We start from the raw sequence: 23,563 nt of genomic DNA, 5'->3' as shown, positions 1-23,563 counted from the left end.
GCGCGCCGCTACGTCGCGCTTACTTCCACAGCGCGCAGCGCGATTCCTGCTTGGTGCCGAACGCCTGGTCGCCCGGAATCGTCGCGAGCACCTTGTAGTAGTCCCACGGCTCCTTCGATTCCGACGGCTTCTTCACTTCCATCAGGTACATGTCGTGGATCATGCTGCCGTCCTGGCGGATGGTGCCCTTCGCGTAGAAGTCGTTGATCTTCATCTTCTTCAGCTCGGCCATCACCTTGTCGGAGTCGGTCGTGCCGGCGGCCTGCACCGCCTTCAGGTAGGTCGTCACCGATGAATAGTCGGCCGCCTGCAGGCTCGACGGCATCTTCTTCATCTTGCCGAAGTAGCGCTGCGCCCACTGGCGCGACGCCGCGTCGCGGTTCCAGTACCAGCTGTCGGTCAGCACGAGGCCCTGCGTCGTCTCGAGGCCGAGGCTGTGCACGTCGTCGATGAACATCAGCAGCGCGGCGATCTTCATCGTCTTCGTGATGCCGAATTCCTTCGCGGCCTTGATCGCGTTGATCGTGTCGCCGCCCGCGTTCGCGAGGCCGAGGATCTGCGCCTTCGACGACTGCGCCTGCAGCAGGAACGACGAGAAGTCCGACGCCGACAACGGATGCCGCACCGAGCCGAGCACCTGGCCGCCGTTCGCCTTCACGACGTCCGACGTGTTTTTCTCGAGCGCCTTGCCGAATGCATAGTCGGCGGTCAGGAAGAACCACGTCTTGCCGCCCTGCTTCACCACCGCCGACCCCGTGCCCTTCGCGAGCGCCATCGTGTCGTATGCGTAGTGGACCGTGTACGGCGTGCACTGCTCGTTGGTCAGCGTGTCGGCGCCCGCGCCGATGTTGATGTAGACCTTCTTCTTCTCGGTCGCGACCTGGTTCATCGACAGCGCGGTCGCGGAGTTCGTGCCGCCGACCAGCAGGTCGAGCCCGCCGCGGTCCATCCACTCGCGCGCCTTCGACGCGGCGATGTCCGCCTTGTTCTGGTGATCCGCATAGACGACCTCGATCGGCTTGCCGAGCACCTTGCCGCCGAAGTCGGCGACCGCCATCCGGATCGCCTCGAGGCCGCCCTGCCCGTCGATGTCCGCGTACAACCCCGACATGTCGGTGATGAAGCCGATCTTCACGCTGTCCGCGGCGTGTGCGGCGCCGGCGGTCAGCGTTGCAGTGGCGAGTGCGAGACACGCGTGCGCAAGGGTCTTCATTTTCATTGACGTCTCCTGTTGTTCTGATGCGTTGTGGTTGTTCGAGGGCCGCCACGGCTAGCGGCAAGGGAAACGGGGCGGCGTCACACCCCAAGCAGGTCGTGAAGGATCGGCATCTTGCCTTCCAGTTCGGCCGCGCGGAAATGCTCGACGATGCGGCCATGCTCCATCACGTAGAAGCGATCGGCGAGCGGCGCGGCGAAGCGGAAATTCTGTTCGACCATCACCACCGTGTAGCCGCGCGCCTTCAGCGCGACGATCATCCGCGCGAGCGCCTGCACGATCACCGGCGCCAGGCCTTCGGAAATCTCGTCGAGCAACAGCAGGTTCGCGCCGGTGCGCAGGATCCGCGCGACCGCCAGCATCTGCTGTTCGCCGCCTGACAGCCGCGTGCCCTGGCTCTGCCGGCGCGAGGCGAGGTTCGGAAACATCGCGTAGATCTCGTCGAGCGACATCGCATGGTCGCTCGGCCCGATCGGCGGCGGCAGCATCAGGTTCTCCTCGCACGACAGGCTCGAGAAGATCCCGCGCTCCTCCGGGCAGTAGCCGACACCGAAATGCGCGATGCGATGTGTCGCAAGGCCGATCGTCTCGTTGCCCGCGACCTTGATCGAGCCGCTGCGGCGGCCCGTGAGGCCCATGATCGCGCGGAGCGTCGTCGTGCGGCCCGCGCCGTTGCGGCCGAGCAGCGTGACGACCTCGCCGCGGTGAACGCTCAGGTCGACACCGTGCAATATGTGGGATTCCCCGTACCAGGCTTCGAGGCCCGTGATCTCCAGCGCGGGCGTGCCGCTTTCGACACCGCTCAATTCGCGTTCCTCCCGTTCGCTGCGCTTCATGCGTGCGCCCCCGCGAGCGCCGCGTCGGCGCTGCCCATGTATGCCTCGATCACGAGCGGATTCTTCGATACTTCCGCATACGAGCCTTCGGCCAGCACTTCGCCGCGCTGCAGGACGGTGATCGTGTCGGAGATGCCCGCGATCACGTTCATGTTGTGCTCGACCATCAGGATGGTGCGGCCGTTCGCGACCTTCTTGATCAGCGCGGTCACGCGGTCGACGTCCTCGTGGCCCATCCCCTGCGTGGGCTCGTCGAGCAGCATCAGTTCGGGTTCCATCGCGAGCGTCGTCGCGATCTCGAGCGCGCGCTTGCGGCCGTAGGCGAGCTCGACGGTCGGCACATGCGCGAAATCGGTGAGACCGACCTGCGTGAGCAGGTCCATCGCGCGATCGTCGAGGCGCCGCAGCGTGCGCTCGCTGCGCCAGAAATGGAATTCGGTGCCCAGCGCGCGCTGCAGGCCGATGCGCACGTTCTGCAACGCGGTCAGGTGCGGGAATACCGCCGAGATCTGGAATGAACGGATGATGCCGCGGCGTGCAACCTGTGCGGGCCGCTCGTCGGTGATGTCGATCCCGTTGAAGACGATCTGACCGGCCGTCGGCGTCAGGAACTTGGTCAGCAGGTTGAAGCAGGTGGTCTTGCCTGCGCCGTTCGGTCCGATCAGCGCATGAATCGCACCGCGTCGCACACGCAGGTTGACGCCATTCACGGCGGTGAAGCCCCTGAATTCCTTCGTTAGTCCACGTGTTTCCAGAATCGTGTCGCCGAGAATCATGTTCCCTTCCGTACGAAGTCGGGCGAAGCACCGGGGAAGATTCGCGCAAGCGACCGCGAACGGGTCAGCGGATGAGCGGACTGCCCCCGGGCGCCGTGCTACGCGTCGAGGGTGGTCTCCCGCGCCGATGCGTATGCATGCTGCGCAACATTGTCGCCCCGTTGGTGCAGTGCAATCATCGGGATTTGCACTTATAGGGCTGGCCGCCATACGGGGCGCCGCTGTGCACGGTTCACGACGCGTTTTTTTTGGCTGGTGCATCATCGGCGATGGCGCGCATCGCGCTGCGCCCGTGCGTCCACACCGCACGAAAAAAGCCGCGCTCGATGCGCGGCTCGCACGATTCATTCCGTCGAGCACGGCAACCGGGCGCGGCGCGCAAGTTGCTTCGCATAGCGAATCAGCAGGCGCCGGGATGACCGCCCGCTGTCGTGCATGTCAGCGCCTGTCAGCATCGGTCGGCGCGGCGTCACGCCGCCGTCGCCACCGCTTCCGTTCGCACCTGCGTCGCTTCTTCGCGCAATGCGCGACGATCGGCGCGGATCATGTCGCTCGCGCGCTCCGCGATCATCAGCGTCGGCGAATTCGTGTTGCCGGACGTGATGAACGGCATCACCGATGCATCGACGATCCGCAGCCCGGCGACGCCGCGCACACGCAGCCGGCTGTCGACTACCGCGCGATCGTCGTCCGCGCGGCCCATCCGGCAAGTGCCGACCGGATGGAAGATCGTGGTGCCCACGGCGCCCGCCGCTTCGATCAGTTCCGCTTCGGTCTGATACTGCGTGCCCGGCAGGATCTCCTGCGGACGGTAGCACGCGAGCGCCGGCGCGGACGCGATCCGGCGCGTGAGTCGCAGCGCGTTCGTGGCGACATGGCGATCGTGATCGGTCGACAGGTAGTTCGGCGCGATCGTGGGTGCGACAGCCGAATCGGGGCTGGCGATATGCACGCTGCCGCGCGAGCTCGGCCGCAGATGGCACACGGATGCGGTAAAGGCGTTGAAACGGTGCAGCGGCTCGCCGAAGCGCTCGAGCGACAGCGGCTGCACGTGGTATTCGAGATCCGGACGCGTGAGCGCCGGATCGTCGGGATCGGATTTTGCGAACGCGCCGAGCTGCGACGGCGCCATCGACATCGGCCCGCGTTGCAGCAGCGCATATTCGGCGCCGATCATCAGCTTGCCCCACCAGTGCGCGGACAGCGTGTTGAGCGTGCGCACGCCTTCGACGCGATACGCCATCCGCAGCTGCAGGTGATCCTGCAGGTTTTCACCGACGCCCGGGAGATCCTGCACGACGTCGATGCCGAGCGCCTGCAGCCGATGGCCCGCGCCGATACCCGACAGTTCGAGCAGTTGCGGCGAATTCACCGCGCCGGAGGTCAGCAGCACTTCGGCGCGGGCGCGCGCGACGTAATCGGTGCCGCCGCCACGATATTCGACACCCACCGCGCGCCGCCCGTCGAACACCACCCGCTGCGCCTGCGCGCCGGTGATCACGGTCAGGTTCGGGCGCGTCATCGCGGGCCGCAGGAACGCCTTCGACGTATTCCAGCGCACGCCGCGTTTCTGGTTCACCTCGAAATAGCCGACCCCGGAATTGTCGCCGCGGTTGAAATCGTCGGTTGCCGGGATGCCCGTCTGCTGCGCGGCTTGCGCGAACGATTCGAGGATCTCCCAGCGCAGCCGCTGCTTCTCGACGCGCCAGTAGCCGCCCGCGCCGTGCGCGTCGCTTGCGCCCGCATGGTGATCCTCGCTGCGCTTGAAGACCGGCAGCACGCTGTCCCACGACCAGCCGGCGTCGCCGGTTTCCTCCGCCCAGCTGTCGTAATCCTCGCGCTGGCCGCGCATGTAGATCATCCCGTTGATCGACGAGCAGCCGCCGAGCACGCGGCCGCGCGGATACGACAGCGCGCGGCCGTTCAGCGCTGCTTCGGGCTGCGTCTTGTACAGCCAGTCGGTGCGCGGATTGCCGATGCAGTACAGATAGCCGACCGGGATGTGAATCCAGTGGTAGTCGTCCTTGCCGCCCGCCTCGAGCAGCAGCACGTGGATGTCGGGGTCCTCGGTCAGGCGGTTCGCGAGCACGCAGCCTGCGGTGCCTGCGCCGACGATCACGTAATCGAATTCGCCCTCGAGCGTGCGTTGAGTAGTCACGGTATGTCTCCTGTCGATCCGAGTTAGCGCTTCAGCGCTTACTCGGGTCCCATGGCGTGGCTGGATGGAGTCGGCGCTTCAGCGCGTACTCCATCCCCACGGCGGTCGGCCCGAGTCAGCGCTTCAACGCCTACTCGAATCCCACGGCGTGGCTGGACGAAGTCAGCGCTTCAACACTCACTCGTATCCCACCCCAATCTTCTTGTTGTCCAACGCGCGGCGCGGCGCCGCTCTCATTCCCAGCATAGTGCGTCGCCGGCGACGCGATCGATGAAGCGTACTCCCGCAGCCGGCCGCCGATCCAATGAGTTATGCTGAACTGCGTCATAAGCTGCGCTCATATCACGACGATGGATCTCACCCTGCTCCGCGCGTTCGCGACGGTCGCCCGCGAAGGCAACCTGACGCGCGCCGCCGCCCAGCTGCACGTAACGCAGCCGGCCGTGAGTCTGCAGATCAAGCATCTGCAGGAAACGCTCGGCGTCGCGCTGTTCACGCGCACGTCGCGCGGGCTCGCGCTTACCCGCGACGGCCAGACGCTGCTGCCGCACGCGGAGCGCGCACTGGCCGCGGCCGCCGACGTCGCGCGCGCCGCGGCTGCGCTGCGGCACGAGGTGCGCGGCCGGCTCCGGATCGGCACGATTCTGGATCCGGGCTTCCTGCGGCTCGGCGGCTTCCTGCGCGCGCTGGTCGAAACCTACCCGCAGGTCGAAACCGCGCTGCGGCACGGCATGTCGGGATGGGTGCTCGAACAGGTGCGGGCGCGCGCGCTCGACGTCGGCTACTACATCGGCCGGCCCGGCGAGGACGATCCGCGCGACGATGCGCTCTTTCACACCGTCACGCTCACGCATTTCCAGTATCGCGTGCTCGCACCGGCTGGCTGGCGCGAGCGCGTGCAGCGCGCGCACGACTGGCGCGCGCTCGCCGCGCTGCCGTGGATCTGGACGCCGCCGGCATCCGCGCATCACCGGCTGCTGTCGCGCGTGTTCGCGGCGGCCGGCGCGCAGCCGGTCAAGGTTGCCGAGGTCGACCAGGAGCAATCGATGCTCGATCTCGTCAAATCGGGCATCGGGCTGACGCTCGCGCGCGATTCGACCGCGCTGGCCGAAGCGCACGCACATGCGCTGACGATCGTCGAACGCGTGACGGTGCCGACCCAACTGACGTTCGTGGCGCTCGCCGAGCGGCGCGACGAGCCTGCGATCACGGCGGCGCTGCGGCTGATCGAGACTCAGTGGGCGACATGAGCGCGGCTGATGGCGCCGCGGGCCGACGGGCGGTGGACGTCGACGCATGGGGGGCAACCGCGGTTGCGACACGGACGAGCCGCCTCGCGTCACCGCGTCGTCACGCCACCATCGCAAGCTTTTTGCTAGATTGTGCGTTCGCACACCGCGAGACCCGGATTGAAGGAGACCCGCATGGCCCGCAACATCGAGATCAAAGCCCGCGCCCGCGAATTCGAGCAACTGCGCGAACGCGCGGCGGCGCTCGCCACCGAGGCGCCGCTCTTCTACCGCCAGCAGGATTTCTTCTACGACGTGCCGCGCGGCCGGCTGAAGCTGCGCCGCTTCGAGGACGGCACGCCGGCCGAGCTGATCTTCTACCAGCGCGACGACCGCGACGGCCCGAAGGCGTCGTACTACACGCGCAGCCCGGTCACGAACCCGGACGCGATGCATTCGCTGCTCGCGACCGCGCTGACCACGCGCGGAATCGTGACGAAGGAACGGCACGTGTACCTGGCCGGCCGCACGCGCATCCACCTCGACCGCGTCGACGGCCTCGGCGACTTCATCGAACTGGAAGTCGTGCTCGGCCCGGATGACGATGAAGCCGGCGGCGAAGCCGAAGCGCACGATGTGTTCGCGAAGCTCGGCGTGCCGGCGGACGATCTCGTCGCGGTCGCGTACGTCGACCTGCTGAACGCCGACGCGCAGTCCGAAGCGGCCTGATCCGGCCCTACCCGCGGCGCGGCCTTGCGCCCGGCCGCCGCATCATGCCGCGCCGGGCGCCAGATGCGCGAGCGGCAGCGCGCCGTTGCGCTTGAAGGTCGTCAGCACGATGTTCGAGCGCACGCTGTCGACACCCGGCACGCGCATCAGCTTCTTCATCACGAACTGCGACAGCGCGTTCAGGTCCGGCGCGACGATCCGCAACAGATAGTCGGCATCGCCGACCACCGCATGGCATTCGAGCACTTCGGGCAGCACGTCGATCTGCTGCTGGAACTGCTCGATGATCGAATCGCCGTGGTGCTTGAGCTTCAGGCTCGTGAACGCGGTGACGCCGAGCCCGAGCTTTTCCGGGCGCAGCATCACACGGTAGCCTTCGATCACGCCCGCCGCTTCCAGCCGCTGCAGCCGCCGGCCGATCTGCGACGGCGACAGCGGCACTTCCTCGCCGAGCTGCTGGTGCGTCGCGCGGCCGAAGCGCTGCAGCACGTCCAGCAGCGCGAGATCGAAGTGATCTAATTCCAGCATGAGCATTCTCCGCATCCATTCCTGTTTTGATGCGCGATTATCGCATTAACAGGCAAATACACGCCATCTTTACGCCCATTCCGCACGACTGCCGCTCTACACTTGCATGATTCCCAACCACAGCATGCAGAGCCCGATCATGTCTACCGTCGTCACCGCGAAACTGCAGGAGCAGTTCGACGCGGGCCTCGAAACCCGCGCCGATTTCACCATCGACCAGCCGCTCGAACGCTACGGCCAGGTCGACCACGCGGTGTGGCAGCAGCTCTACGCGCGCCAGTCGGCGCTGCTGCGCGGACGCGCGTGCGACGCGTTCGTCGCCGGACTCGGGAAGATCGACCTGCCGGCCGACCGCGTGCCGTCGTTCGCCGACGTGAACCGCCAGCTGAAGCCGGCCACGGGCTGGGAGATCGTCGCGGTGCCGGGCCTCGTGCCCGATCGCGTGTTCTTCGAACACCTCGCGAACCGGCGTTTTCCGGTCACCTGGTGGATGCGCCGCCCGGACCAGCTCGACTACCTGCAGGAACCCGACTGCTTCCACGACCTGTTCGGCCACGTGCCGCTGCTGATCGACCCGGTATTCGCGGATTACATGCAGGCGTACGGCCGCACCGCGCTCGCGGTCGCGGACGACGAAGCAGCGCTCGCGCGGCTGGCGCGGCTGTACTGGTATACGGTGGAGTTCGGCCTGATCCGCGACCCGAACGGCACGAACGGGCTGTCGATCTACGGCGCGGGGATCGTGTCGAGCAAGGGCGAGAGCCTGTACAGCCTCGAAAGCGCGGCGCCGAACCGGCTCGGCTTCGAACTGGAGCGCGTGATGCGCACGCAGTACCGGATCGACACGTTCCAGAAGACCTACTTCGTGATCGACGATTTCGCGCAGTTGTTCGCGCTCGCCGACGTCGACGGCCGTGCGCTGGCCGAGCGGCTCGCCGAACTGCCCGAATTTCCGGCCGGCGCGGTGATCGACGGCGACCGCGTGCTGCATCGCGGCACGGGCGAAGGCTGGCCGGACGACGCGGATGCGTGACGCAAGCACGGGCGCCCGCCTCCGGATGCCCGTTCGCCAACTATGAAACAATGGCCGGTACCGGCTTTGCCGCGTGGCCTCTGCCCGCGCGCGGGCGCCGTTACCGAACGAGGTGCACCATGATCCACAAGCTCACATCCGAAGAACGCAAGACCCGGCTCGAAGGCCTGCCGCACTGGACGGCCGTGCCGGGCCGCGACGCGATCCAGCGCAGCCTGCGCTTCGCCGATTTCAACGAGGCCTTCGGCTTCATGACGCGCGTCGCGATCAAGGCGCAGGAAATGAATCACCACCCGGAATGGTTCAACGTGTACAACCGCGTCGACGTGACGCTGTCGACCCACGACGCGGACGGCCTGACCGAACGCGATATCCAGCTCGCGCAATTCATCGATCAGGCCTGCGCGCACACCCAACCCGCCGCCTGAGCGTTTCCTCTACCGCCGCGCCTCTTTCGACGCGCGGCGCGTCAACTTTTCATTTCGATGAACGTTTTCTAGGATGTACTCAGCGGAAGCCTTCAGCTTTCCAAGCCATCCTTAAGGCGCACGTAAGTCTCGTACGCTTTCCGCGCCTTGGGGTCCAAACCTTCCAGTTGCAGCGCGCTTTCGCGCTGTACAATCAGCAGCGCATACGGCTTGGAGAGCGCGTTGGCCTCTTCGCAGAGTTTGAGTTCGTCGCCGCTCGACGGCGAGCGGGCGCGCCAGAAATTGATCGCGGCTTCGAGGTCGTGGATCGAAATATCGGACATGATTGGATTTAATCGTTCGCTGGCCGCCATGCTTGATGTCAGGCGATGCGGCGCCCCTGTGGAAACGGCGTCGTGCTGTCCGCGTGCCTGAACCGCCAACCCATTGTACTTGAGCGAACTTCATGCGACTCCTTCTGATCGAAGACGACCGCCCCATCGCACGCGGTATCCAAAGCAGCCTCGAGCAGGCTGGCTTCACCGTCGACATGGTGCATGACGGCATTTTTGCCGAACAGGCGCTGGCACAGAACCGCCACGAACTCGTGATCCTCGACCTCGGCCTGCCGGGCATCGACGGGATGACGCTGCTCACGCGTTTCCGCCAGACGAACCGCCACACGCCCGTCATCGTGCTGACCGCGCGCGACGAACTGAACGACCGGATTCAGGGCCTGAACTCCGGCGCCGACGACTACATGCTCAAGCCGTTCGAACCGGCCGAGCTCGAAGCGCGCATCCGCGCGGTGATGCGCCGCAGCGGCCCGCACAGCGACATGCCGCGTCCGGAAGTGTCGCTCGGCGGTGTCCGCCTGTCGGGCGTCGATCGCCGCATCTTCAACGACGACAAGCCGCTCGAACTGTCGCCGCGCGAGTTCGCGGTGCTCGAGATGCTGCTGCTGCGTCACGGCCGCGTCGTCAGCAAGGCCCAGTTGCAGGATCACCTCACGCACTTCGGCGGCGATCTCGGCGACACCGCGATCGAAGTCTACGTGCACCGTGTGCGCAAGAAACTCGAGCAGTGCCGTGTCGAAATCGTCACGGTGCGCGGCTTCGGCTATCTGCTGCAGGAAATCCGCCAGACGGCGAGCGTCTGAGCGGTGCCGCACGCCGGCCGGCCGCGTGCCGCCGGCGAGCGCCCTGCCCGCGTCGCCGTCCGACGCACGACCGCGCCGCTCCCCATGAGCGGCGCTTATCCATTTGCCCGTCGAAATGTCTTCTGATCCGGCTGTGACCACCAGCCTGCGCCGCTCGCTGCTCAGGCGCCTCGCCGCGCCGCTGTCGATGCTCGCGCTGATGAGCGGCCTGATTGCCTACTGGCTCGCGTGGCAATACACGCAACACGTGATCGACCGCTCGCTCGCCGATCTCGCGACCGCCATCTCCAAACAGATCCAGATCGCCGGCCCCGACGCGCCGTTCACGGTGCCGCCGCTCGCGCAGGCGATGTTCTCCGATCCCGCCGAGGCGCTGATCTACCGGATCAGCGACGGCGAACAGGAACTCGCCGGCGATCCGAAGCTGCCGCTGCAGGGCATCAACGTGCGCCGCATGCATCACGCGTACGTGTTCGAAGCCGAGTACGACAACCGTGCGGTGCGGGTCGCACAGGTGCGCGTCGACGATGTCGAGGGCGGCCGGCCGATGGTGGTCGAAGTCGCGCAGCCGGTCCGGCACCGCTACCGGATCGCCGCCGAATTCCTCGTCGCGATCATGATGCCGCTGCTGCTGCTGCTGCTCGCGGGCTGGGGCATCGTGTGGCGCGTCGTGAACCAGCAGCTCGGCCCGCTCACCCATCTCGCCGATTCGCTGAACCGGCAGACCCACACGTCGCTGGAGCCGGTCGACGAAACCGACGTGCCGCTCGAGATCCGGCCGCTGACGAGCGCGATGAATGCACTGCTCGGCCGCCTGAAGACGGCGCTCGACGCGCAGCGCAAGTTCATCGCCGATGCCGCGCACCAGCTGCGCACGCCGCTCACGGCCGTGAAGCTGCATGCCGAGCAGGCGGCCGTCGCGCGCGACCCGCAGCAAACCTATACCGCGGTGCGCGAGCTGCGGGCCGCCGCCGACCGCGCGGTGCGGCTGTCGAACCAGCTGCTGTCGCTCGCTCGCGCGGAGCCGGGCGAGCAGGCCGCGCGTTTCGTCGACGTCGACCTTGCGGCGATGGCGTTCGAGACGGGCGCCGAATGGGTGCCGCGCGCGCTCGCGTCGCATGTCGACCTCGGCTTCCAGCGCAGCGACGAACCCGGCGACGACGAAAAGCTGAACGTGCGCGGCAACCCGGTGCTGCTGCGCGAGGTGATCGCGAACCTGCTCGACAATGCGCTGAAGTACGTGCCGCTCGCGCGGCCGGACGGCGCGCGAATCACGGTGAACGTCGCACGCGGCGCGCTCGAGAGCGGCCAGCCGGCCGCCGAGATCGTCGTCGAGGACAACGGCCCGGGCGTGCCGGCGAACCAGCAGGCGGACCTGTTCAAGCGGTTCTTCCGCGGCGATGCGCAAAGCGGCAACGGCGTCGAGACGGGGGCCGGGCTCGGCCTCGCGATCGTGCACGACATCATCGCAATGCACGGCGGCACGGTGTCGTATGAGGATGCGTCGGAAGGCGGTTCGCGCTTCGTGGTGCGCGTGCCGCTCGCCGAACGGGCCGAGACGCCGACCAGCGAAACCCCGGCCGCCACACCGGCGCACTGAGCCGGGAACGGCAGGCACGGCAGGCCCGCATCGGGATGGCCAGACCGCGCGGCGATACGGCGCGCGGCGGCCATCCGGCAAAGCAGCCGCGCGCGATGCGCGGCCGCGTCGTTCACTTCTTCTTTTTCTTGTCCTTCGCGCCGGACTCGGACTTGCCGTCCTTCTTCTTTTTCTTCTTGCCGTCGTCGTCCGGCGTCGCAAGCAGCGTGCCGCGGCACGTCGCCGTGCCGCAATGGCACGCGTATTCGCGCTTGAGCTTCTTCGTGAGCTTCTCGTCGATCACGAGGCCGTAGTCGTAGAACAGCTCCTCTTCCGGGCCGATGTCGCGCAGCGCGTGGATGAACACGCGGCCCTTGATCTCCTCGGCCTCGCAGTTCGGCGCGCACGAATGGTTGATCCAGCGCGCGCTGTTGCCGTCGATCTTGCCGTCGATCACGCCGCCCTCTTCCAGTGCGAAGTAGAACGTATGGTTCGGCTCGTTCGGGTCGTGCGGATGGCGGCGCAGCGCTTCCTTCCACGAAATCCGCTCGCCCTTGTATTCCACTACGCGCTCGCCGGCCTTGATCGGTTCCACCGCGAACACGCCCTTGCCGTGTACTCCCGAGCGGCGCACCGCGATCCTGCGTGAACTCATCGAACGAATCCTTGTGAAGACGACTTGAATGGAAAACGGCCGCGACCGCGGCCCTGCGCCGCGCAAACGAAAACGCGGCACCGCTCGGTGCCGCGTCGGGGCATGCGGCGAATCACCCGCATCCTACACGTTCACGATTGCTTCGTTCAACATCGCGCGCAATGTTGCGCGCATGGCGCTCAGCGTTGACCGAATTCGATGTCGCCGAACAACGCCTTGTGCTCACGCGGCTGCGAGCGCCAGTACTGCGGCGGCGCCGTCACCTGCGCGCCGAGCTCCGCGGCCGCATGCCACGGCCAGCGCGGGTCGTACAGCATCGCACGCGCCATTGCGACGAAGTCGGCATCGCCGGCCTCGATCAGGCGGTTCGCATGTGCGGGCTCGTTGATGAGGCCGACCGCGATCGTCGGCATCCCGACCGCGCGCTTCACCGCCTGCGCGAACGGCACCTGGTAACCCGGCGACAGCGGAATCTTCTGCAGCGGCGACACGCCGCCGGACGACACGTCGATCCAGTCGCAGCCGCGCTGCTTCAGCTCGTGCGCGAACGCGATCGTGTCGTCGAGCTCCCAGCCGCCCTCGACCCAGTCGGTCGCCGACACGCGCACGCCGACCGGCCGGTCCTCGGGAAACGCCGCGCGCACGATGTCGAAGATTTCGAGCGGGAAGCGCATCCGGTTCTCGCGCGAGCCGCCGTATTCGTCGGTGCGCCGGTTCGAGATCGGCGACAGGAACTGATGCAGCAGATAGCCGTGCGCCGCGTGCACTTCGATTGCATCGATGCCGAGGCGCGCCGCGCGCTTCGCGGCGGCCGCGAACGCTTCGCGAATCCGGTTCAGGCCGGCCGCATCGAGCGCGAGCGGCGGCGTCTCGCCATCCTTGTGCGGGACGGCCGACGGCGCATGCGGGAGCCAGCCGCCATCGGCGACGGATACGAGCTGGCCGCCCTTCCACGGCACCTCGCTCGACGCCTTGCGCCCGGCATGCGACAACTGCATCGCGACGCGCACCGGCGAGTACTTGCGGATCGACGCCAGCACGGGCTTGAGCGCCGCTTCGGTCACGTCGTCCCACAAACCAAGGTCGCCGGCCGTGATGCGTCCGTCGGGTTCGACGGCGGTCGCCTCGATGCAGAGCAGGCCCGCGCCCGACAGCGCGAGATGGCCGAGGTGGATCATGTGCCAGTCGGTCGCCTCGCCGCGCTCGGCGGAGTACTGGCACATCGGGGAGATCACGATCCGGTTCGGAAGGGTCACGCCGCGCAGCGTGAACGGGGAAAACAGCGCAGTCATGGATGCCGCTCGCCAGGAAAGGGAAAGAGCGGACGAGCGTAGCACGCAGCCTGCAAGCGTGCTGGCGGCCGGATCGGCAGTAAGCGGATGGTCAGGTCGGAGTCGGAGCTGGCGCGCGGCCGCTGGCGATGCAGGATGCGTGGTGAAGCCGGCTCGACTGCGAGCCGGTCACGCTTGGCGCGGAATGCGCCGGATCAAAGCCCGACGCTGTCGAGCCACTCCGCGAACATGCGCCGCGCGGCCGTCTCGAGCGCGGGACCATGCTGCGCGGTATCGGCGCGCAGCTGGCGCGCGTCGATGCCCGGCGTCGACGCGATTTCGCCCGCGTTCCCGATCAGCCAGGGTTCGAAGCGGTCGGCGCGGATTTCGGGATGGCATTGCAGCGCCAGCACGTGCTGCCCCCACGCGAACGCCTGGTGGCGGCACACGGGCGTCGACGCGAGATGGATCGCGCCGCCCGGCAGGTCGAACGTATCGCCGTGCCAGTGCAGCATCGACGTCGCCGCGCCATCGAGATGGCGCATCGGCGACGCGCGGCCCGCGTCGGTGAGCGTCAGCGGCGCCCAGCCGAGTTCCGCCTGCGCCGCCGGATAGACGCGCGCACCGAGCGCACGGGCGATGAACTGCGCGCCCAGACAGATGCCGAGGATCGGCAGGCCCGCGTCGATACGCCGGCGCACGAGCGCCGCGAGCGGCGCGATCGACGGGTACTGCGCATCGTCGTACACGCTGAGCGGGCCGCCGAGCACGACGAACAGCGACGGCTGCAGCGCGTCGAGCACCTCGAAGCGCGACGATCCGACGTCGACGTAACGCACCCGACGGCCGCGCTCCCCGAGCACCTGCTCGAAGCTGCCGAGGTCCTCGAAATGCACATGGCGGATCGCCACGACTTCAGCGTTCATCATCGGCCTCCCGGTCGATCGACGGACGTCAGCCGGCGAAAATCTTCCAGGTCTTCTTTTGCGTCGCCGCGTCGGCTTCTTCGTGCACCGAACAGTCGAGACGCAGATCGCTGTCGGCCATCGAGATGTCGAGCGTTGCGCAGTGGTGCAGCGTCTTCTTCGACGGCTTGCCCGGCTGGAACGACGAGCACGTCAGGCACATGCGTTGCGGCGGCGTCACGCCGGCCACCTGCAGCTCGCGCAGCGTCTTCAGCAGCGCGCGATACAACGTGCCCTGCTCGTCCGCGCCCAGCTTGCCGACCGCCTTCGTCAGGAATTCCGGCCATTGCAGCGCCTTCTTCGCCGCCGTGCGGCCGCGGGCCGACAGGCGCACCGCGAGTGCGCGGCCGTCGTCCAGTGCACGACGCTTCTCGACGAGCCCCTTCGTCTCCAGCGTGCTGACCGCATCGCTGGTGGTCGCGGCGGTGAGTTGCGTCTCGCGCGCGATCTCGCCGAGCCGCATCGGGCCCTTGCGCTGCAGCAGCAGCACGAGGATCTCGCCCTGCGTCGGCGTGAGGCCTGCCCCTTCCGCCCAATCCCATGCCTGGCTTCGCATGGCCGTACTCAATCGCAGCAGGCTGTGCGTCACACGTCCCGAAGCCTGATTCCCGTAAACGCCTTCGCTCATAGTCTTTTCGCTTTGCCGCCGCCCGGATTGCCGAGCAGCCGTAGTGTGGAGATCGAATGTCTATCTCAAAACAGACGCTCGTTGAAGAGCGTCAACACGGCCGTCGCGAGGCACACGCGGCGGTCGCGTTCGCGGCGACCGGTGAGACACGCGTCGTTCCGGTGTCCGCAAAGCCGACATTCTAAGCGAGAGCGGAAAATCGCACAGCTAAGTTATCCCCTTCATTTTGTGGAAAATCGCTGGATAACCGCTTTTTTTCGTTGTGCCTGCAATGTCCGCGGGCCGCGCGGCGGGACACGAAAACATTTTCCTGTTCGGATCGGCCACCGTGCCGGCGGCACGAGTCCACCGGGTTATCCAGCTCGCAGAGCGTTGACTTTGAAGCGGAATATCAAGTTATCCACAGATTTTCAGGATGACTGGCGACCCGACCCGGCCGAATCGGCGTCGACCGCCGTTCAGCGAATCGCCACGCGGTCGAGCCTGTAATCTGCAAAACATATTTTCATTCGCGCCAGCGCAGGCACTGCTGGCGAACCGTCTCGTTCAGCGATTTTTCCTGCTTGAAAACGGTTCTCAACCACGACGCATCGTTGACGCGCGCCTTCGCGAGCGCGCCGATCTCGTCGAGCGCCGCGCGCGAGCCGAGCGCGGCCGCATGCGGCGCGATCCGGTCGAGCGTGTCGAGGATGTCCTCGGCGATCGTGCGGCGCTCACCCGTCTGAGGATTGACGCAGGTGCCCTCGAGCCCGAAGCGGCACGCTTCGAAACGGTTGAACGTGTAGACGAGGTAGTCGTCCTCCGACAGCTTCAGCGGCCGATCGGTCAGCAGGTAGCGCGCAAGCGTCTGGATGTAGCACGCAATCGCCGCCGCGCGGTCGACCGACAGCGGCGTGTCCATCACGCGCACCTCGATCGTTCCGTAGCCGGGCTTCGGGCGGATGTCCCAGTAAAAGTCCTTCATCGAGTTGACGACGCCCGTGTTGACCATCTTCGTGAAGTACTCCTCGAAGCTGTCCCAGGTCAGCACGAACGGCGCGCGGCCCGACAGCGGGAACGCGAACACCGAGTTCAGGCGCGCCGAATGGAAGCCGGTGTCGACGTTCTGCACGAACGGCGACGACGCCGACAGCGCGATGAAGTGCGGAATGAAGCGCGACATCGAGTGCAGCAGGAACAGCGCGCTGTCCGGATCCGGACAGCCGATGTGCACGTGCTGGCCGAACACCGTGAACTGCTTCGCGAGATAGCCGTACAGCTCGGAGATGTACTGGAAGCGCGGCGCGTCGTAGATCTGCCGGTCGCTCCATTGCTGGAACGCATGCGTGCCGCCGCCGCCGAGCCCGACGTTGAGCTGGTCGGCCGCCTTCACGAGCACGTCGCGAATCGCATGCAGCTCGCTGACCGCCTGCTCGTGCGAATGGCAGATGCCGGTCGACAGCTCGATCATGCTCTCGGTGATTTCCGGCGTGATGTTGCCGGGGAAGGTTTCGCCCTGGATCAGGCGCATCAGGTCGGATGCGGCCTTGGTCAGATCGTAGTTGTGCGTGTTGACGACCTGGATCTCCAGTTCGACGCCGAACGTGAACGGTTCGGAATTGACGAAGGTTTCGAGTGCCATGGCAGGTTCCGGAATCAGTTTCTGTCGCTACGTTCGCTGACCGCCGACAGGCATCGGTAGATGACGAACGGGCTGACGAGCTGCAGGATCACGATCGAGCACATCACGATCGCGCGCAGGTGCGGGTCGAAATTCGGATAGAGCTGGTAGGTGTCGTCGACGAGCAGGTACGACAGCGCGGACATCGGCGTGAGCGCGATGCCGAGCGCGACGCCCTGCTTCATCCCGAGCCCGCTCGGCTTCGCGAACACGACGACGCCGGCCAGCTTCGCGGCGAGCCGCGTGACGATCAGCGCGATCGCGAACAGCCCGCCGAGCGCGATGTCGCCCCACGTGAACGACGTGAGCGTCAGCACGAACAGGATCACCGTCAGCAGCCAGCCGGCCGTGCCGAAATGCTCGGGCCACAGCTGCGGACGCGCTTCCAGGTTCTTCACGATGATGCCGGCGAGCAACAGCGTGAGCAGCGTCGACAGCTTCAGTGCCTGGGCAACCGCGATCGCGAGCATCACGAGGCCGAACAGCGCGACGAACGAATGCTCGTCGCGCATCGTCGAGGTCATGTGGCGGAACAGGTAGTTGCACGAGCGCGCGACCAGATACGCGACGATGAACGAGCCGACGATCAGGTAGAGCGGCTGCAGGATCGTCGCGAAAACGTTCCCGTACGCTTCCTGGTGGAGCCAGCTCGTCACGAGCTTGGTCAGCACGATCGCATATACGCTGTTGAGCGCGGTCAGCGTGATGAGACGCTGCGACACCTGCCCTTCCGCGCGCAGCTCCGTCTTCAGCTGGATCACCATCGACGGCGACGTCGCGATCGCGATCGCCGACAGCACGAGCGCGACCATGCCCGACACGCCGAGCGCGAGCATCACGAACAGCACGAGCACGAACGTGAGCGTCGCCTCCGCGAGGCTCGACGCGATGAGCCACGGATTGCGACGAATCCATTTCAGGTCGAGACGACTGCCGAGCTCGAACAGCAGCAGGCCGAGCGCGACATTCATCAGCAGCCGCGACGTTTCGTCGGTACTCGCGTCGATCACGCCGAATCCGAACGATCCGGCGATGAGACCGATCACCGCATAACCGGTAATGCGCGGTAACCGCCACGCACGATAGCACAGCTCGCCGCAGAGACCGGCCGCAAACAACGCGAGCCCGGCCCAGAACACGGCATCCGGCGACAGCGGCCAGTTGGGCAGGAATGAGAACGCCGACTTCATCGTGGTGACTTCTCCTTTGGAAGCAACCGCCAGCGACGCGGGGTCAAGCGTCAGAAATGAGATGCGCGCCGGCTGGGTATCGCCCCGAATGTGATTGTTGTGGTCGACGACGGCGAGACATGGGATTCGCCTATTCCGCCATCCGGCGGAAATGTCGTTCAGGTTGCCGATCTGGATTGTCGGCCTGGTGTGTGAACGGACTGCGCAGCCTCGAAGATTCAGATTCGAAATCGAGCCGACCGTTCCATTGAAGCATGTCCGGCGCTTGGCCGAACGGACGCGAAGGAAACCGATTGTGCCACAGCTTTTTCGTTCTGGAACCGATTGAATCGGCTCGCGGCGCTGTGAGGCACCACAGGCCTTTGGTTTCAAAGGTTTATTTGTATATATACGTAGTAGAAGTTAACAAGGCCCGCACAGTTCTGTGGATAACTTCGGTTTACGTAGCAAGATCAAGGTGTTGGCTCGGCCATAACCCGTTGCACAGGCTGTTTGCTCACAGAGGTTTGAGTTGAGCAACTTTTGGGCCGCTTCACGGCTGTGCCGAGTTGCCCAGTTTACGTCCACTGTGATTGCACACGAAGTGCGTGCGGATTTCGCGCGGTTATCCACAGCATTGCGTGGATAACCTTGCGCGGGAAAATCGGAAAACTGTGAGGATTCGACCGACCAATCGACCAATCGACCAGCCGGTGTCAGCCGATGTGGCGACCGCGCAAGGCGCGGATCAGAAACCGTGCCGGGTCGACGGCATCGGCGAGTTCACGCTCGAGCGGCAGCGGCTCGCCCTCGAGCTGGGATGCGATGAGCTCGGCGCCGAGTGCGGCCCACACGAGGCCGCGCGAGCCGTAGCCGAATGCGCCGTAGAGACCGGCGGTGCGCGGCAGGTCGCGCGCCTTCGCACCGCTCAGCGCGCGTGCGTTCGCGACGGCCTGCGCTTCGTCGGCGAGCGGACCGATCAGCGGCACCCGGTCGGCGACGACCCAGCGGAACGCGACGCGGCCGCGCAGCGCATCCGGGTCCGGCAGATCGCCGATCAGGCCGGGCAGCAGATGCCGGACGCGCTCGAGGTTTTCGATATGTCCGGCGGTGCGCATCGCCGGATCGACGTCGTCGGGCTCGAAGGTCGCGCCGATCAGCAGCGTGCCGTCGTCGAGCGGCACCGCGTAACCGTCGCCGATCGTCGGGCATGGCAGCGGCGCCGTGCTGCCGGGCGGCAGCAGCGTGAGCTGGCCGCGTACCGGCTGCACCGCGACATGCCGCAGGCCCGCGAGCCGCACGGCATCGCCCGCGTTCGCCAGCACGACGACCGGCGCTTCGGCCAGCGTGCCGCCCGCCGCGTCGAGTGCGCGCCATGCATCGCCGTGTCGTTCGAGCCGTGCGACTTCGGTGCCGGCGACGAGTGTCACGCGTTCGCCGGCGGCCGCGAATTGCGCTGCGCAGAGCCCGGCCGGCCACACGGCGCCGCCGTGCGGAAACAGCAGGCCGCCGTGCGCGACCGGCAGGTTCAAATGCGTGCGTGCGGCGTCGGTATCGAGCAGCGATGCGTAGTCGGATGGCGTGCCGAGTGCATCGAATGCGTCGCGCATCCGCATGAAATCGTCGGCCGATTCCGCGAGATGGATCATCCCGTGCGTGCTGCGCGCGAATGCATGACCGGCCTCTTCGAGTGCGCGCCAGCGTGCGAGCGCATGCAGGAAACCGGTGCGCGTGAGCCGGCTCGCGATGTTGTCGTCGCGCGTCATCAACGGATGGAACACGCCGGCCGGATTGCCCGACGCGTCGCTTGCGATCCGCGCGTGCCGCTCGATCAGCGTGACGTCCCAGCCGCGCGCGGCGAGCCGTTCGACCACCGCGCAACCTGCGAGGCCCGCGCCTATCACGATCGCGCGGCGGGCAGAAACCGGCAACGCGCGCGGCGGTTCGTGCCGGCGCATCCGCCAGCGCGGGGCATATTCGCCGACCCGCAACGCCGGTTCGCCCGCGCAATCGTCGACGTCGCGATGTGTGAAGCCCGTCGCATCGAGCGCATGTTTCACGGCGTCGTCGTGCGAATGCGTTGCGTAGGTCGCGCCTTCCGCGGCGATGTGCGCGAGCGCGCGAATCATGTCGGCCGACAACGCATCGTCATGCCCGGCCGATGCGCGATGGCCGAGATAGAACGCATCGGCGCGCGCGACAAGCCGTCGCAGCAGGTCCTGCGCGTTGCCGAATGCGAGCGTGAGCACCACGCGCCCGGCGTCGAATTCGAGCCGGTGCAGGCCGGGCACGAGCATCGGCCACGCGTCGACGAGCGCCGCGGCGCTCATCGATACGTTCTCCGAAATGGTCGCGCGCTCGGCCATGTTTGAAACGGCGCGCCGCAGGTCGTCGCGCGAGAACGGATGCGGCTCGACCGCGACGAAATGCAGCCGCTCGCAGCGCCGCGGATCGTCGCGCCATGCGGCCCAGGTCGCGAGGAAGTGGCCGCCCGCGCCGAATCCGGTCTCGACAATCGTGAACGTGCGGCGGCCGCGCCAGCGGGCCGGCAGCCCGTTGCCGGCGAGCATGCGGTTGGCGTGCGCGAGCGCGCGCGACGCGTCGCGATGGAGGTCGCCGTACTGCGGCGAGACGAGTGTGCCGTCGTCGCGAACGGCGAGCGTGGCGGGAACGAGTCGGTCGGGCATGCGAAACAAAAAACGTGGCAGCCAAGCCTGGCAAGGGATTGCGCGGAGGCGTCCGCGACGCCGTTGGCAAAAACCAACGGCGTCGCGCGCGGGCGGACCCGTCTGCGTATCCTGTTCGGTTGGCGCAGGTCAAAAAACGGGCAATCGACGATTCATTCGGCGAAATACCGATGAAAATCTTTGAAACCCTTGTCGTTATTGGGTTTGCGCTGCGCTATCATAGCAACGCCGTACCGCGGGGTGGCCTCCGGCAAGCCGGACGGCACGTCGCGCGGGCCAGGATTCGGCGCTGTGCCGTTGGAGTCAGACTCTCGACGGCACGGTTCGCGCACGTATAATCGGCGCGTTCGCGCTGTTCGTGTCAACCTAACCTGAAAAAGGAACCTTAATGAACAAACAGGAACTGATCGACGCCGTCGCCGCCCAAACGGGCGCCAGCAAGGCTCAAACCGGCGAAACGCTGGACACGCTGCTCGAAGTCATCAAGAAGGCCGTGTCGAAGGGTGATGCGGTTCAGCTGATCGGCTTCGGCAGCTTCGGTTCGGGCAAGCGCGCAGCACGTACGGGCCGCAACCCGAAGACCGGCGAAACCATCAAGATCCCGGCAGCCAAGACGGTCAAGTTCACGGCTGGCAAGGCGTTCAAGGACGCCGTCAACAAGCGTTAAACCAGCGCCTGTTCAAAGAAAAACCCGCCATTCGGCGGGTTTTTTGTTGGGCGCGCGCGGTATTTTTGCCACAGTCCGCGCCCGTTTTGCAAGAATTGACGGTTGCTTTTCGCGAGCTGTTTTTACCGGCCGTTACGCGTGCACGATCTGCGCGTCGCCGGGATCCTCGTCGTCGTGCGCGTCGACATCCCACGCCGGAAACGGATCGTCGAATGCGCGCCATTGCTCGGCGCCCAGCGCGAATTCGGCATCGGTGAGCAGGCACGCGTCGAGCTTCGCGCGCCATGCGTCGGCGTCGAGACCGATGCCGATCAGCACGAGTTCCTGACGACGATCGCCGACCGAGCGGTCGTCGAGATCACCCTGCCATTCCGCGCGAATTTCGCCGAGCAGCTCGTCATCGTCCGGCCATTCCGCACGATCCTGCGCGGCCCACCAGAGGCCCGCGGGGCCGTGCCGGCATACGCCGCCCGCCTGCGACAGCGAACCCGCGATGTCGTTGCGCGTCGCGAGCCAGAAGAATCCCTTGCTGCGCAGCACGCCCGGCCACTCCTGATGCAAGAGCGCCCAGAGTCGCGCCGGATGAAACGGCCGGCGCGCCCGGTAGACGAAATTACCGATGCCGAATTCGTCGGCTTCGCCGTGTACGTGCGCATGATGCGCATCGTGGCATTCGGGATCGTCGCAATCGGTGTGATCGTGATCGAGCGACGCGAGCCAGCCCGGCGCGTTCGCGGCTTCGTCGAAATCGAAGCGGCCGGTGTTCAGCACGTCGGCGAGCGGCACGGTGCCGAACGTCGAGACGACCTGGTGCGCGCGCGGATTGAGCCGCGCGAGGATGTGCTGCAGGCGCGCGAGTTCGTCCGCGCCGACGAGATCGGCCTTGTTGATCACCAGCACGTCGCAGAATTCGATCTGCTCGATCAGCAGCTCGACGAGCGTGCGATCGTCTTCGTCCGACGCGGCGATGCCGCGCGTCGCGAGCGCATCGTCCGAACCGTAGTCGCGCAGGAAATTGAACGCGTCGACGACCGTGACGAGCGTGTCGAGCCGCGCGACGCTCGCCAGCGATGCGCCGTCGTCGTCGACGAACGTGAAGGTTTCGGCGATCGGCATCGGCTCGGCGATGCCGGTCGACTCGATCACGATCGCATCGAAGCGGCCGTCGGCCGCGAGATTGCGGATCTCGACGAGCAGGTCGTCGCGCAGCGTGCAGCAGATGCAGCCGTTCGACATTTCGACGAGACGCTCTTCCACCTGCGACAGCGCCTGCGCATCGCGCACGAGCGATGCGTCGATGTTGACCGCCGCGAGATCGTTGACGATCACGGCGACCTTCAGGCCCGCGCGGTTCGCGAGGATGTGTTTGAGCAGCGTGGTCTTGCCGGCGCCGAGAAAACCGGACAGCACGGTGACGGGCAACGGCTGGTTCATTGCCGGATTCATAGCGATATGCACCAACGGAAAAAATGAAATAGCGGCCGCGGCGCCTCTTCAGGGGGGCGCGATCGGCCAGGGGCCGGGCGAAACTGCGGCGTGAGCCCGCATTGTGCATCAAACGCGCGCCGGCCGAGCGGCATCGCGCCGGTGCGCGATGCGGCGCGGCGTCACTGGGTGGGCGGCAGCAGCTTCCACTGCGTCAGGATCCCGGCGATCTGCCGCGCGTACTTGTCGCGCAGCGACGGCGTCTCCGAATGATAGGCGCCGACGGCCTGCCAGGTGTTGCCGTAGCGGTTCATCTTCTGGCGCAGGTGCCACGCGGCGATGTAGACGTTCTTGCACGGCTCCATCAGCGTGTCGCGGCCGATGCCGTAGCGCGACAGCGTCGACAGGTGAATCGAGTTGATCTGCATCAGGCCGTAGTCGACCGAGCCGTTGTTGTTCTTGTTCAGCGCATCGGGCCGGTTGCGCGACTCCTGCCACGCGATCGCACGCAGGATCAGCGGATTGACCTTCTGGTATCGGGCGGCCTCGTCGAAACAATCCGCGCGCGCGTTTCCGCAGGCAAACCACACGCCGGCGGCGATCAGCGCGATCGAAGCGAATCGTCTGTTCATGGTGCGGAAACGAAAAAGGAAATTGCGCGAGGGTCGGGAAAACCCGTGTTCTTTATTCGTGCGACGAGAAACGTGCCGCCCGTATCATACCGGCAGTCCGTCACGTTGCGACATACGGGAAGACGGCAGCCCGGTTATAGCGCATTTCCGTGTC

22 protein-coding genes are annotated in these 23,563 nt (G+C 66.4%); 7 read left to right on the top strand and 15 right to left on the bottom strand.

Features of this window, described 5'->3' with window-relative positions:
- Positions 1–19: 19 nt before the first annotated feature.
- From DCN14_RS14860 to DCN14_RS14845, 4 genes are all read right to left on the bottom strand, one after another.
- A complete protein-coding gene (locus tag DCN14_RS14860) occupies positions 20–1,219 on the bottom strand; it encodes an ABC transporter substrate-binding protein (protein ID WP_096506726.1) in 1,200 nt (399 codons plus the stop codon).
- Positions 1,220–1,296: 77 nt separating this feature from the next.
- A complete protein-coding gene (locus DCN14_RS14855; RefSeq protein WP_096506727.1) occupies positions 1,297–2,052 on the bottom strand; it encodes an ABC transporter ATP-binding protein in 756 nt (251 codons plus the stop codon).
- Positions 2,049–2,828: an ABC transporter ATP-binding protein gene (locus DCN14_RS14850; RefSeq protein ID WP_096506728.1), complete on the bottom strand. Its 780-nt coding sequence runs from the start codon at positions 2,826–2,828 to the stop codon at positions 2,049–2,051. The genes DCN14_RS14855 and DCN14_RS14850 overlap by 4 nt, the downstream gene beginning before the upstream one ends.
- Before the next feature lie 469 nt (positions 2,829–3,297).
- Complete coding sequence (locus DCN14_RS14845) at positions 3,298–4,986, bottom strand: GMC family oxidoreductase N-terminal domain-containing protein (protein ID WP_096506729.1); 1,689 nt, start codon at positions 4,984–4,986, stop codon at positions 3,298–3,300.
- Between the two features lie 350 nt (positions 4,987–5,336).
- Between DCN14_RS14845 and DCN14_RS14840 the strand changes: the two genes are divergently transcribed.
- The gene (locus DCN14_RS14840) at positions 5,337–6,236 is read left to right on the top strand and encodes a LysR family transcriptional regulator (protein ID WP_096506730.1); all 900 of its coding nucleotides are present in this window, start codon (positions 5,337–5,339) and stop codon (positions 6,234–6,236) included.
- A 174-nt stretch (positions 6,237–6,410) separates the two neighbouring features.
- Positions 6,411–6,944, top strand: a complete 534-nt coding sequence (locus tag DCN14_RS14835) for a class IV adenylate cyclase (RefSeq protein ID WP_096506731.1) — start codon at positions 6,411–6,413, stop codon at positions 6,942–6,944.
- A gap of 42 nt (positions 6,945–6,986) precedes the next feature.
- Here the strand turns inward: DCN14_RS14835 and DCN14_RS14830 are convergent, their stop codons facing one another.
- Positions 6,987–7,472, bottom strand: a complete 486-nt coding sequence (locus tag DCN14_RS14830; protein ID WP_006408082.1) for an Lrp/AsnC family transcriptional regulator — start codon at positions 7,470–7,472, stop codon at positions 6,987–6,989.
- Positions 7,473–7,578: 106 nt separating this feature from the next.
- Between DCN14_RS14830 and phhA the strand changes: the two genes are divergently transcribed.
- Together phhA and DCN14_RS14820 are read left to right on the top strand one after the other, a co-directional pair.
- Positions 7,579–8,505 (top strand): phenylalanine 4-monooxygenase, encoded by a 927-nt coding sequence (gene phhA, locus DCN14_RS14825; protein WP_096506732.1) that lies wholly within the window; start codon positions 7,579–7,581, stop codon positions 8,503–8,505.
- Between the two features lie 119 nt (positions 8,506–8,624).
- Positions 8,625–8,933, top strand: a complete 309-nt coding sequence (locus DCN14_RS14820; RefSeq protein WP_096506733.1) for a 4a-hydroxytetrahydrobiopterin dehydratase — start codon at positions 8,625–8,627, stop codon at positions 8,931–8,933.
- Between the two features lie 92 nt (positions 8,934–9,025).
- Here the strand turns inward: DCN14_RS14820 and DCN14_RS14815 are convergent, their stop codons facing one another.
- Positions 9,026–9,256, bottom strand: coding sequence for a DUF3717 domain-containing protein (locus DCN14_RS14815; protein ID WP_069746363.1), 231 nt, complete (start codon positions 9,254–9,256; stop codon positions 9,026–9,028).
- A gap of 122 nt (positions 9,257–9,378) precedes the next feature.
- Here DCN14_RS14815 and DCN14_RS14810 point away from each other — a divergent pair, with 122 nt between their 5' ends.
- Both DCN14_RS14810 and DCN14_RS14805 read left to right on the top strand, forming a co-directional pair.
- Positions 9,379–10,071: a response regulator transcription factor gene (locus tag DCN14_RS14810; RefSeq protein WP_006401494.1), complete on the top strand. Its 693-nt coding sequence runs from the start codon at positions 9,379–9,381 to the stop codon at positions 10,069–10,071.
- A gap of 115 nt (positions 10,072–10,186) precedes the next feature.
- Positions 10,187–11,671: a sensor histidine kinase gene (locus DCN14_RS14805; RefSeq protein ID WP_096506734.1), complete on the top strand. Its 1,485-nt coding sequence runs from the start codon at positions 10,187–10,189 to the stop codon at positions 11,669–11,671.
- Positions 11,672–11,783: 112 nt separating this feature from the next.
- Here the strand turns inward: DCN14_RS14805 and DCN14_RS14800 are convergent, their stop codons facing one another.
- The 7 genes from DCN14_RS14800 to mnmC form a co-directional block, all read right to left on the bottom strand.
- A complete protein-coding gene (locus DCN14_RS14800; RefSeq protein WP_096506735.1) occupies positions 11,784–12,305 on the bottom strand; it encodes an SET domain-containing protein-lysine N-methyltransferase in 522 nt (173 codons plus the stop codon).
- A gap of 179 nt (positions 12,306–12,484) precedes the next feature.
- Entirely contained in the window at positions 12,485–13,597 is a 1,113-nt protein-coding gene (locus DCN14_RS14795) for an NADH:flavin oxidoreductase/NADH oxidase (RefSeq protein WP_096506736.1), read from the bottom strand.
- 194 nt (positions 13,598–13,791) lie between these two features.
- Positions 13,792–14,502, bottom strand: a complete 711-nt coding sequence (locus tag DCN14_RS14790) for a glutamine amidotransferase (RefSeq protein WP_096506791.1) — start codon at positions 14,500–14,502, stop codon at positions 13,792–13,794.
- Between the two features lie 28 nt (positions 14,503–14,530).
- Complete coding sequence (locus DCN14_RS14785; protein WP_096506737.1) at positions 14,531–15,169, bottom strand: MarR family winged helix-turn-helix transcriptional regulator; 639 nt, start codon at positions 15,167–15,169, stop codon at positions 14,531–14,533.
- A gap of 505 nt (positions 15,170–15,674) precedes the next feature.
- Positions 15,675–16,790, bottom strand: coding sequence for a YbdK family carboxylate-amine ligase (locus DCN14_RS14780; RefSeq protein ID WP_096506738.1), 1,116 nt, complete (start codon positions 16,788–16,790; stop codon positions 15,675–15,677).
- Positions 16,791–16,804: 14 nt separating this feature from the next.
- Positions 16,805–18,019: a cation:proton antiporter gene (locus tag DCN14_RS14775; protein WP_096506739.1), complete on the bottom strand. Its 1,215-nt coding sequence runs from the start codon at positions 18,017–18,019 to the stop codon at positions 16,805–16,807.
- A gap of 695 nt (positions 18,020–18,714) precedes the next feature.
- On the bottom strand, positions 18,715–20,685 hold the full coding sequence (gene mnmC, locus DCN14_RS14760) for a bifunctional tRNA (5-methylaminomethyl-2-thiouridine)(34)-methyltransferase MnmD/FAD-dependent 5-carboxymethylaminomethyl-2-thiouridine(34) oxidoreductase MnmC (protein WP_096506741.1): 1,971 nt from the start codon (positions 20,683–20,685) through the stop codon (positions 18,715–18,717).
- Positions 20,686–21,073: 388 nt separating this feature from the next.
- Between mnmC and DCN14_RS14755 the strand changes: the two genes are divergently transcribed.
- Positions 21,074–21,352 (top strand): HU family DNA-binding protein, encoded by a 279-nt coding sequence (locus tag DCN14_RS14755; RefSeq protein ID WP_006401505.1) that lies wholly within the window; start codon positions 21,074–21,076, stop codon positions 21,350–21,352.
- A gap of 132 nt (positions 21,353–21,484) precedes the next feature.
- Here DCN14_RS14755 and DCN14_RS14750 read toward each other — a convergent pair whose 3' ends face one another.
- Both DCN14_RS14750 and DCN14_RS14745 read right to left on the bottom strand, forming a co-directional pair.
- A complete protein-coding gene (locus DCN14_RS14750) occupies positions 21,485–22,798 on the bottom strand; it encodes a GTP-binding protein (protein ID WP_096506742.1) in 1,314 nt (437 codons plus the stop codon).
- A 161-nt stretch (positions 22,799–22,959) separates the two neighbouring features.
- Complete coding sequence (locus tag DCN14_RS14745) at positions 22,960–23,409, bottom strand: lytic transglycosylase domain-containing protein (protein ID WP_096506743.1); 450 nt, start codon at positions 23,407–23,409, stop codon at positions 22,960–22,962.
- Positions 23,410–23,563 lie beyond the last annotated feature (154 nt).

The sequence above is a fragment of the Burkholderia sp. IDO3 genome, assembly GCF_003366075.1.
Taxonomy (GTDB): Bacteria; Pseudomonadota; Gammaproteobacteria; order Burkholderiales; family Burkholderiaceae; genus Burkholderia; species Burkholderia anthina.
The sequence above is the reverse complement of the archived record's forward strand: the minus strand, read 5'-3'. Positions and strand labels throughout refer to the sequence as shown.

Coding starts and splice junctions, on each gene's coding strand:
- DCN14_RS14860 (WP_096506726.1), bottom strand. CDS start 1,219: ATGAAAATGAAGACCCTTGCGCACGCGTGTCTCGCACTCGCCACTGCA.
- DCN14_RS14855 (WP_096506727.1), bottom strand. CDS start 2,052: ATGAAGCGCAGCGAACGGGAGGAACGCGAATTGAGCGGTGTCGAAAGC.
- DCN14_RS14850 (WP_096506728.1), bottom strand. CDS start 2,828: ATGATTCTCGGCGACACGATTCTGGAAACACGTGGACTAACGAAGGAA.
- DCN14_RS14840 (WP_096506730.1), top strand. CDS start 5,337: ATGGATCTCACCCTGCTCCGCGCGTTCGCGACGGTCGCCCGCGAAGGC.
- DCN14_RS14835 (WP_096506731.1), top strand. CDS start 6,411: ATGGCCCGCAACATCGAGATCAAAGCCCGCGCCCGCGAATTCGAGCAA.
- DCN14_RS14830 (WP_006408082.1), bottom strand. CDS start 7,472: ATGCTGGAATTAGATCACTTCGATCTCGCGCTGCTGGACGTGCTGCAG.
- phhA (WP_096506732.1), top strand. CDS start 7,579: ATGATTCCCAACCACAGCATGCAGAGCCCGATCATGTCTACCGTCGTC.
- DCN14_RS14820 (WP_096506733.1), top strand. CDS start 8,625: ATGATCCACAAGCTCACATCCGAAGAACGCAAGACCCGGCTCGAAGGC.
- DCN14_RS14815 (WP_069746363.1), bottom strand. CDS start 9,256: ATGTCCGATATTTCGATCCACGACCTCGAAGCCGCGATCAATTTCTGG.
- DCN14_RS14810 (WP_006401494.1), top strand. CDS start 9,379: ATGCGACTCCTTCTGATCGAAGACGACCGCCCCATCGCACGCGGTATC.
- DCN14_RS14805 (WP_096506734.1), top strand. CDS start 10,187: ATGTCTTCTGATCCGGCTGTGACCACCAGCCTGCGCCGCTCGCTGCTC.
- DCN14_RS14800 (WP_096506735.1), bottom strand. CDS start 12,305: ATGAGTTCACGCAGGATCGCGGTGCGCCGCTCGGGAGTACACGGCAAG.
- DCN14_RS14795 (WP_096506736.1), bottom strand. CDS start 13,597: ATGACTGCGCTGTTTTCCCCGTTCACGCTGCGCGGCGTGACCCTTCCG.
- DCN14_RS14790 (WP_096506791.1), bottom strand. CDS start 14,502: ATGAACGCTGAAGTCGTGGCGATCCGCCATGTGCATTTCGAGGACCTC.
- DCN14_RS14785 (WP_096506737.1), bottom strand. CDS start 15,169: ATGAGCGAAGGCGTTTACGGGAATCAGGCTTCGGGACGTGTGACGCAC.
- DCN14_RS14780 (WP_096506738.1), bottom strand. CDS start 16,790: ATGGCACTCGAAACCTTCGTCAATTCCGAACCGTTCACGTTCGGCGTC.
- DCN14_RS14775 (WP_096506739.1), bottom strand. CDS start 18,019: ATGAAGTCGGCGTTCTCATTCCTGCCCAACTGGCCGCTGTCGCCGGAT.
- mnmC (WP_096506741.1), bottom strand. CDS start 20,685: ATGCCCGACCGACTCGTTCCCGCCACGCTCGCCGTTCGCGACGACGGC.
- DCN14_RS14755 (WP_006401505.1), top strand. CDS start 21,074: ATGAACAAACAGGAACTGATCGACGCCGTCGCCGCCCAAACGGGCGCC.
- DCN14_RS14750 (WP_096506742.1), bottom strand. CDS start 22,798: ATGAATCCGGCAATGAACCAGCCGTTGCCCGTCACCGTGCTGTCCGGT.
- DCN14_RS14745 (WP_096506743.1), bottom strand. CDS start 23,409: ATGAACAGACGATTCGCTTCGATCGCGCTGATCGCCGCCGGCGTGTGG.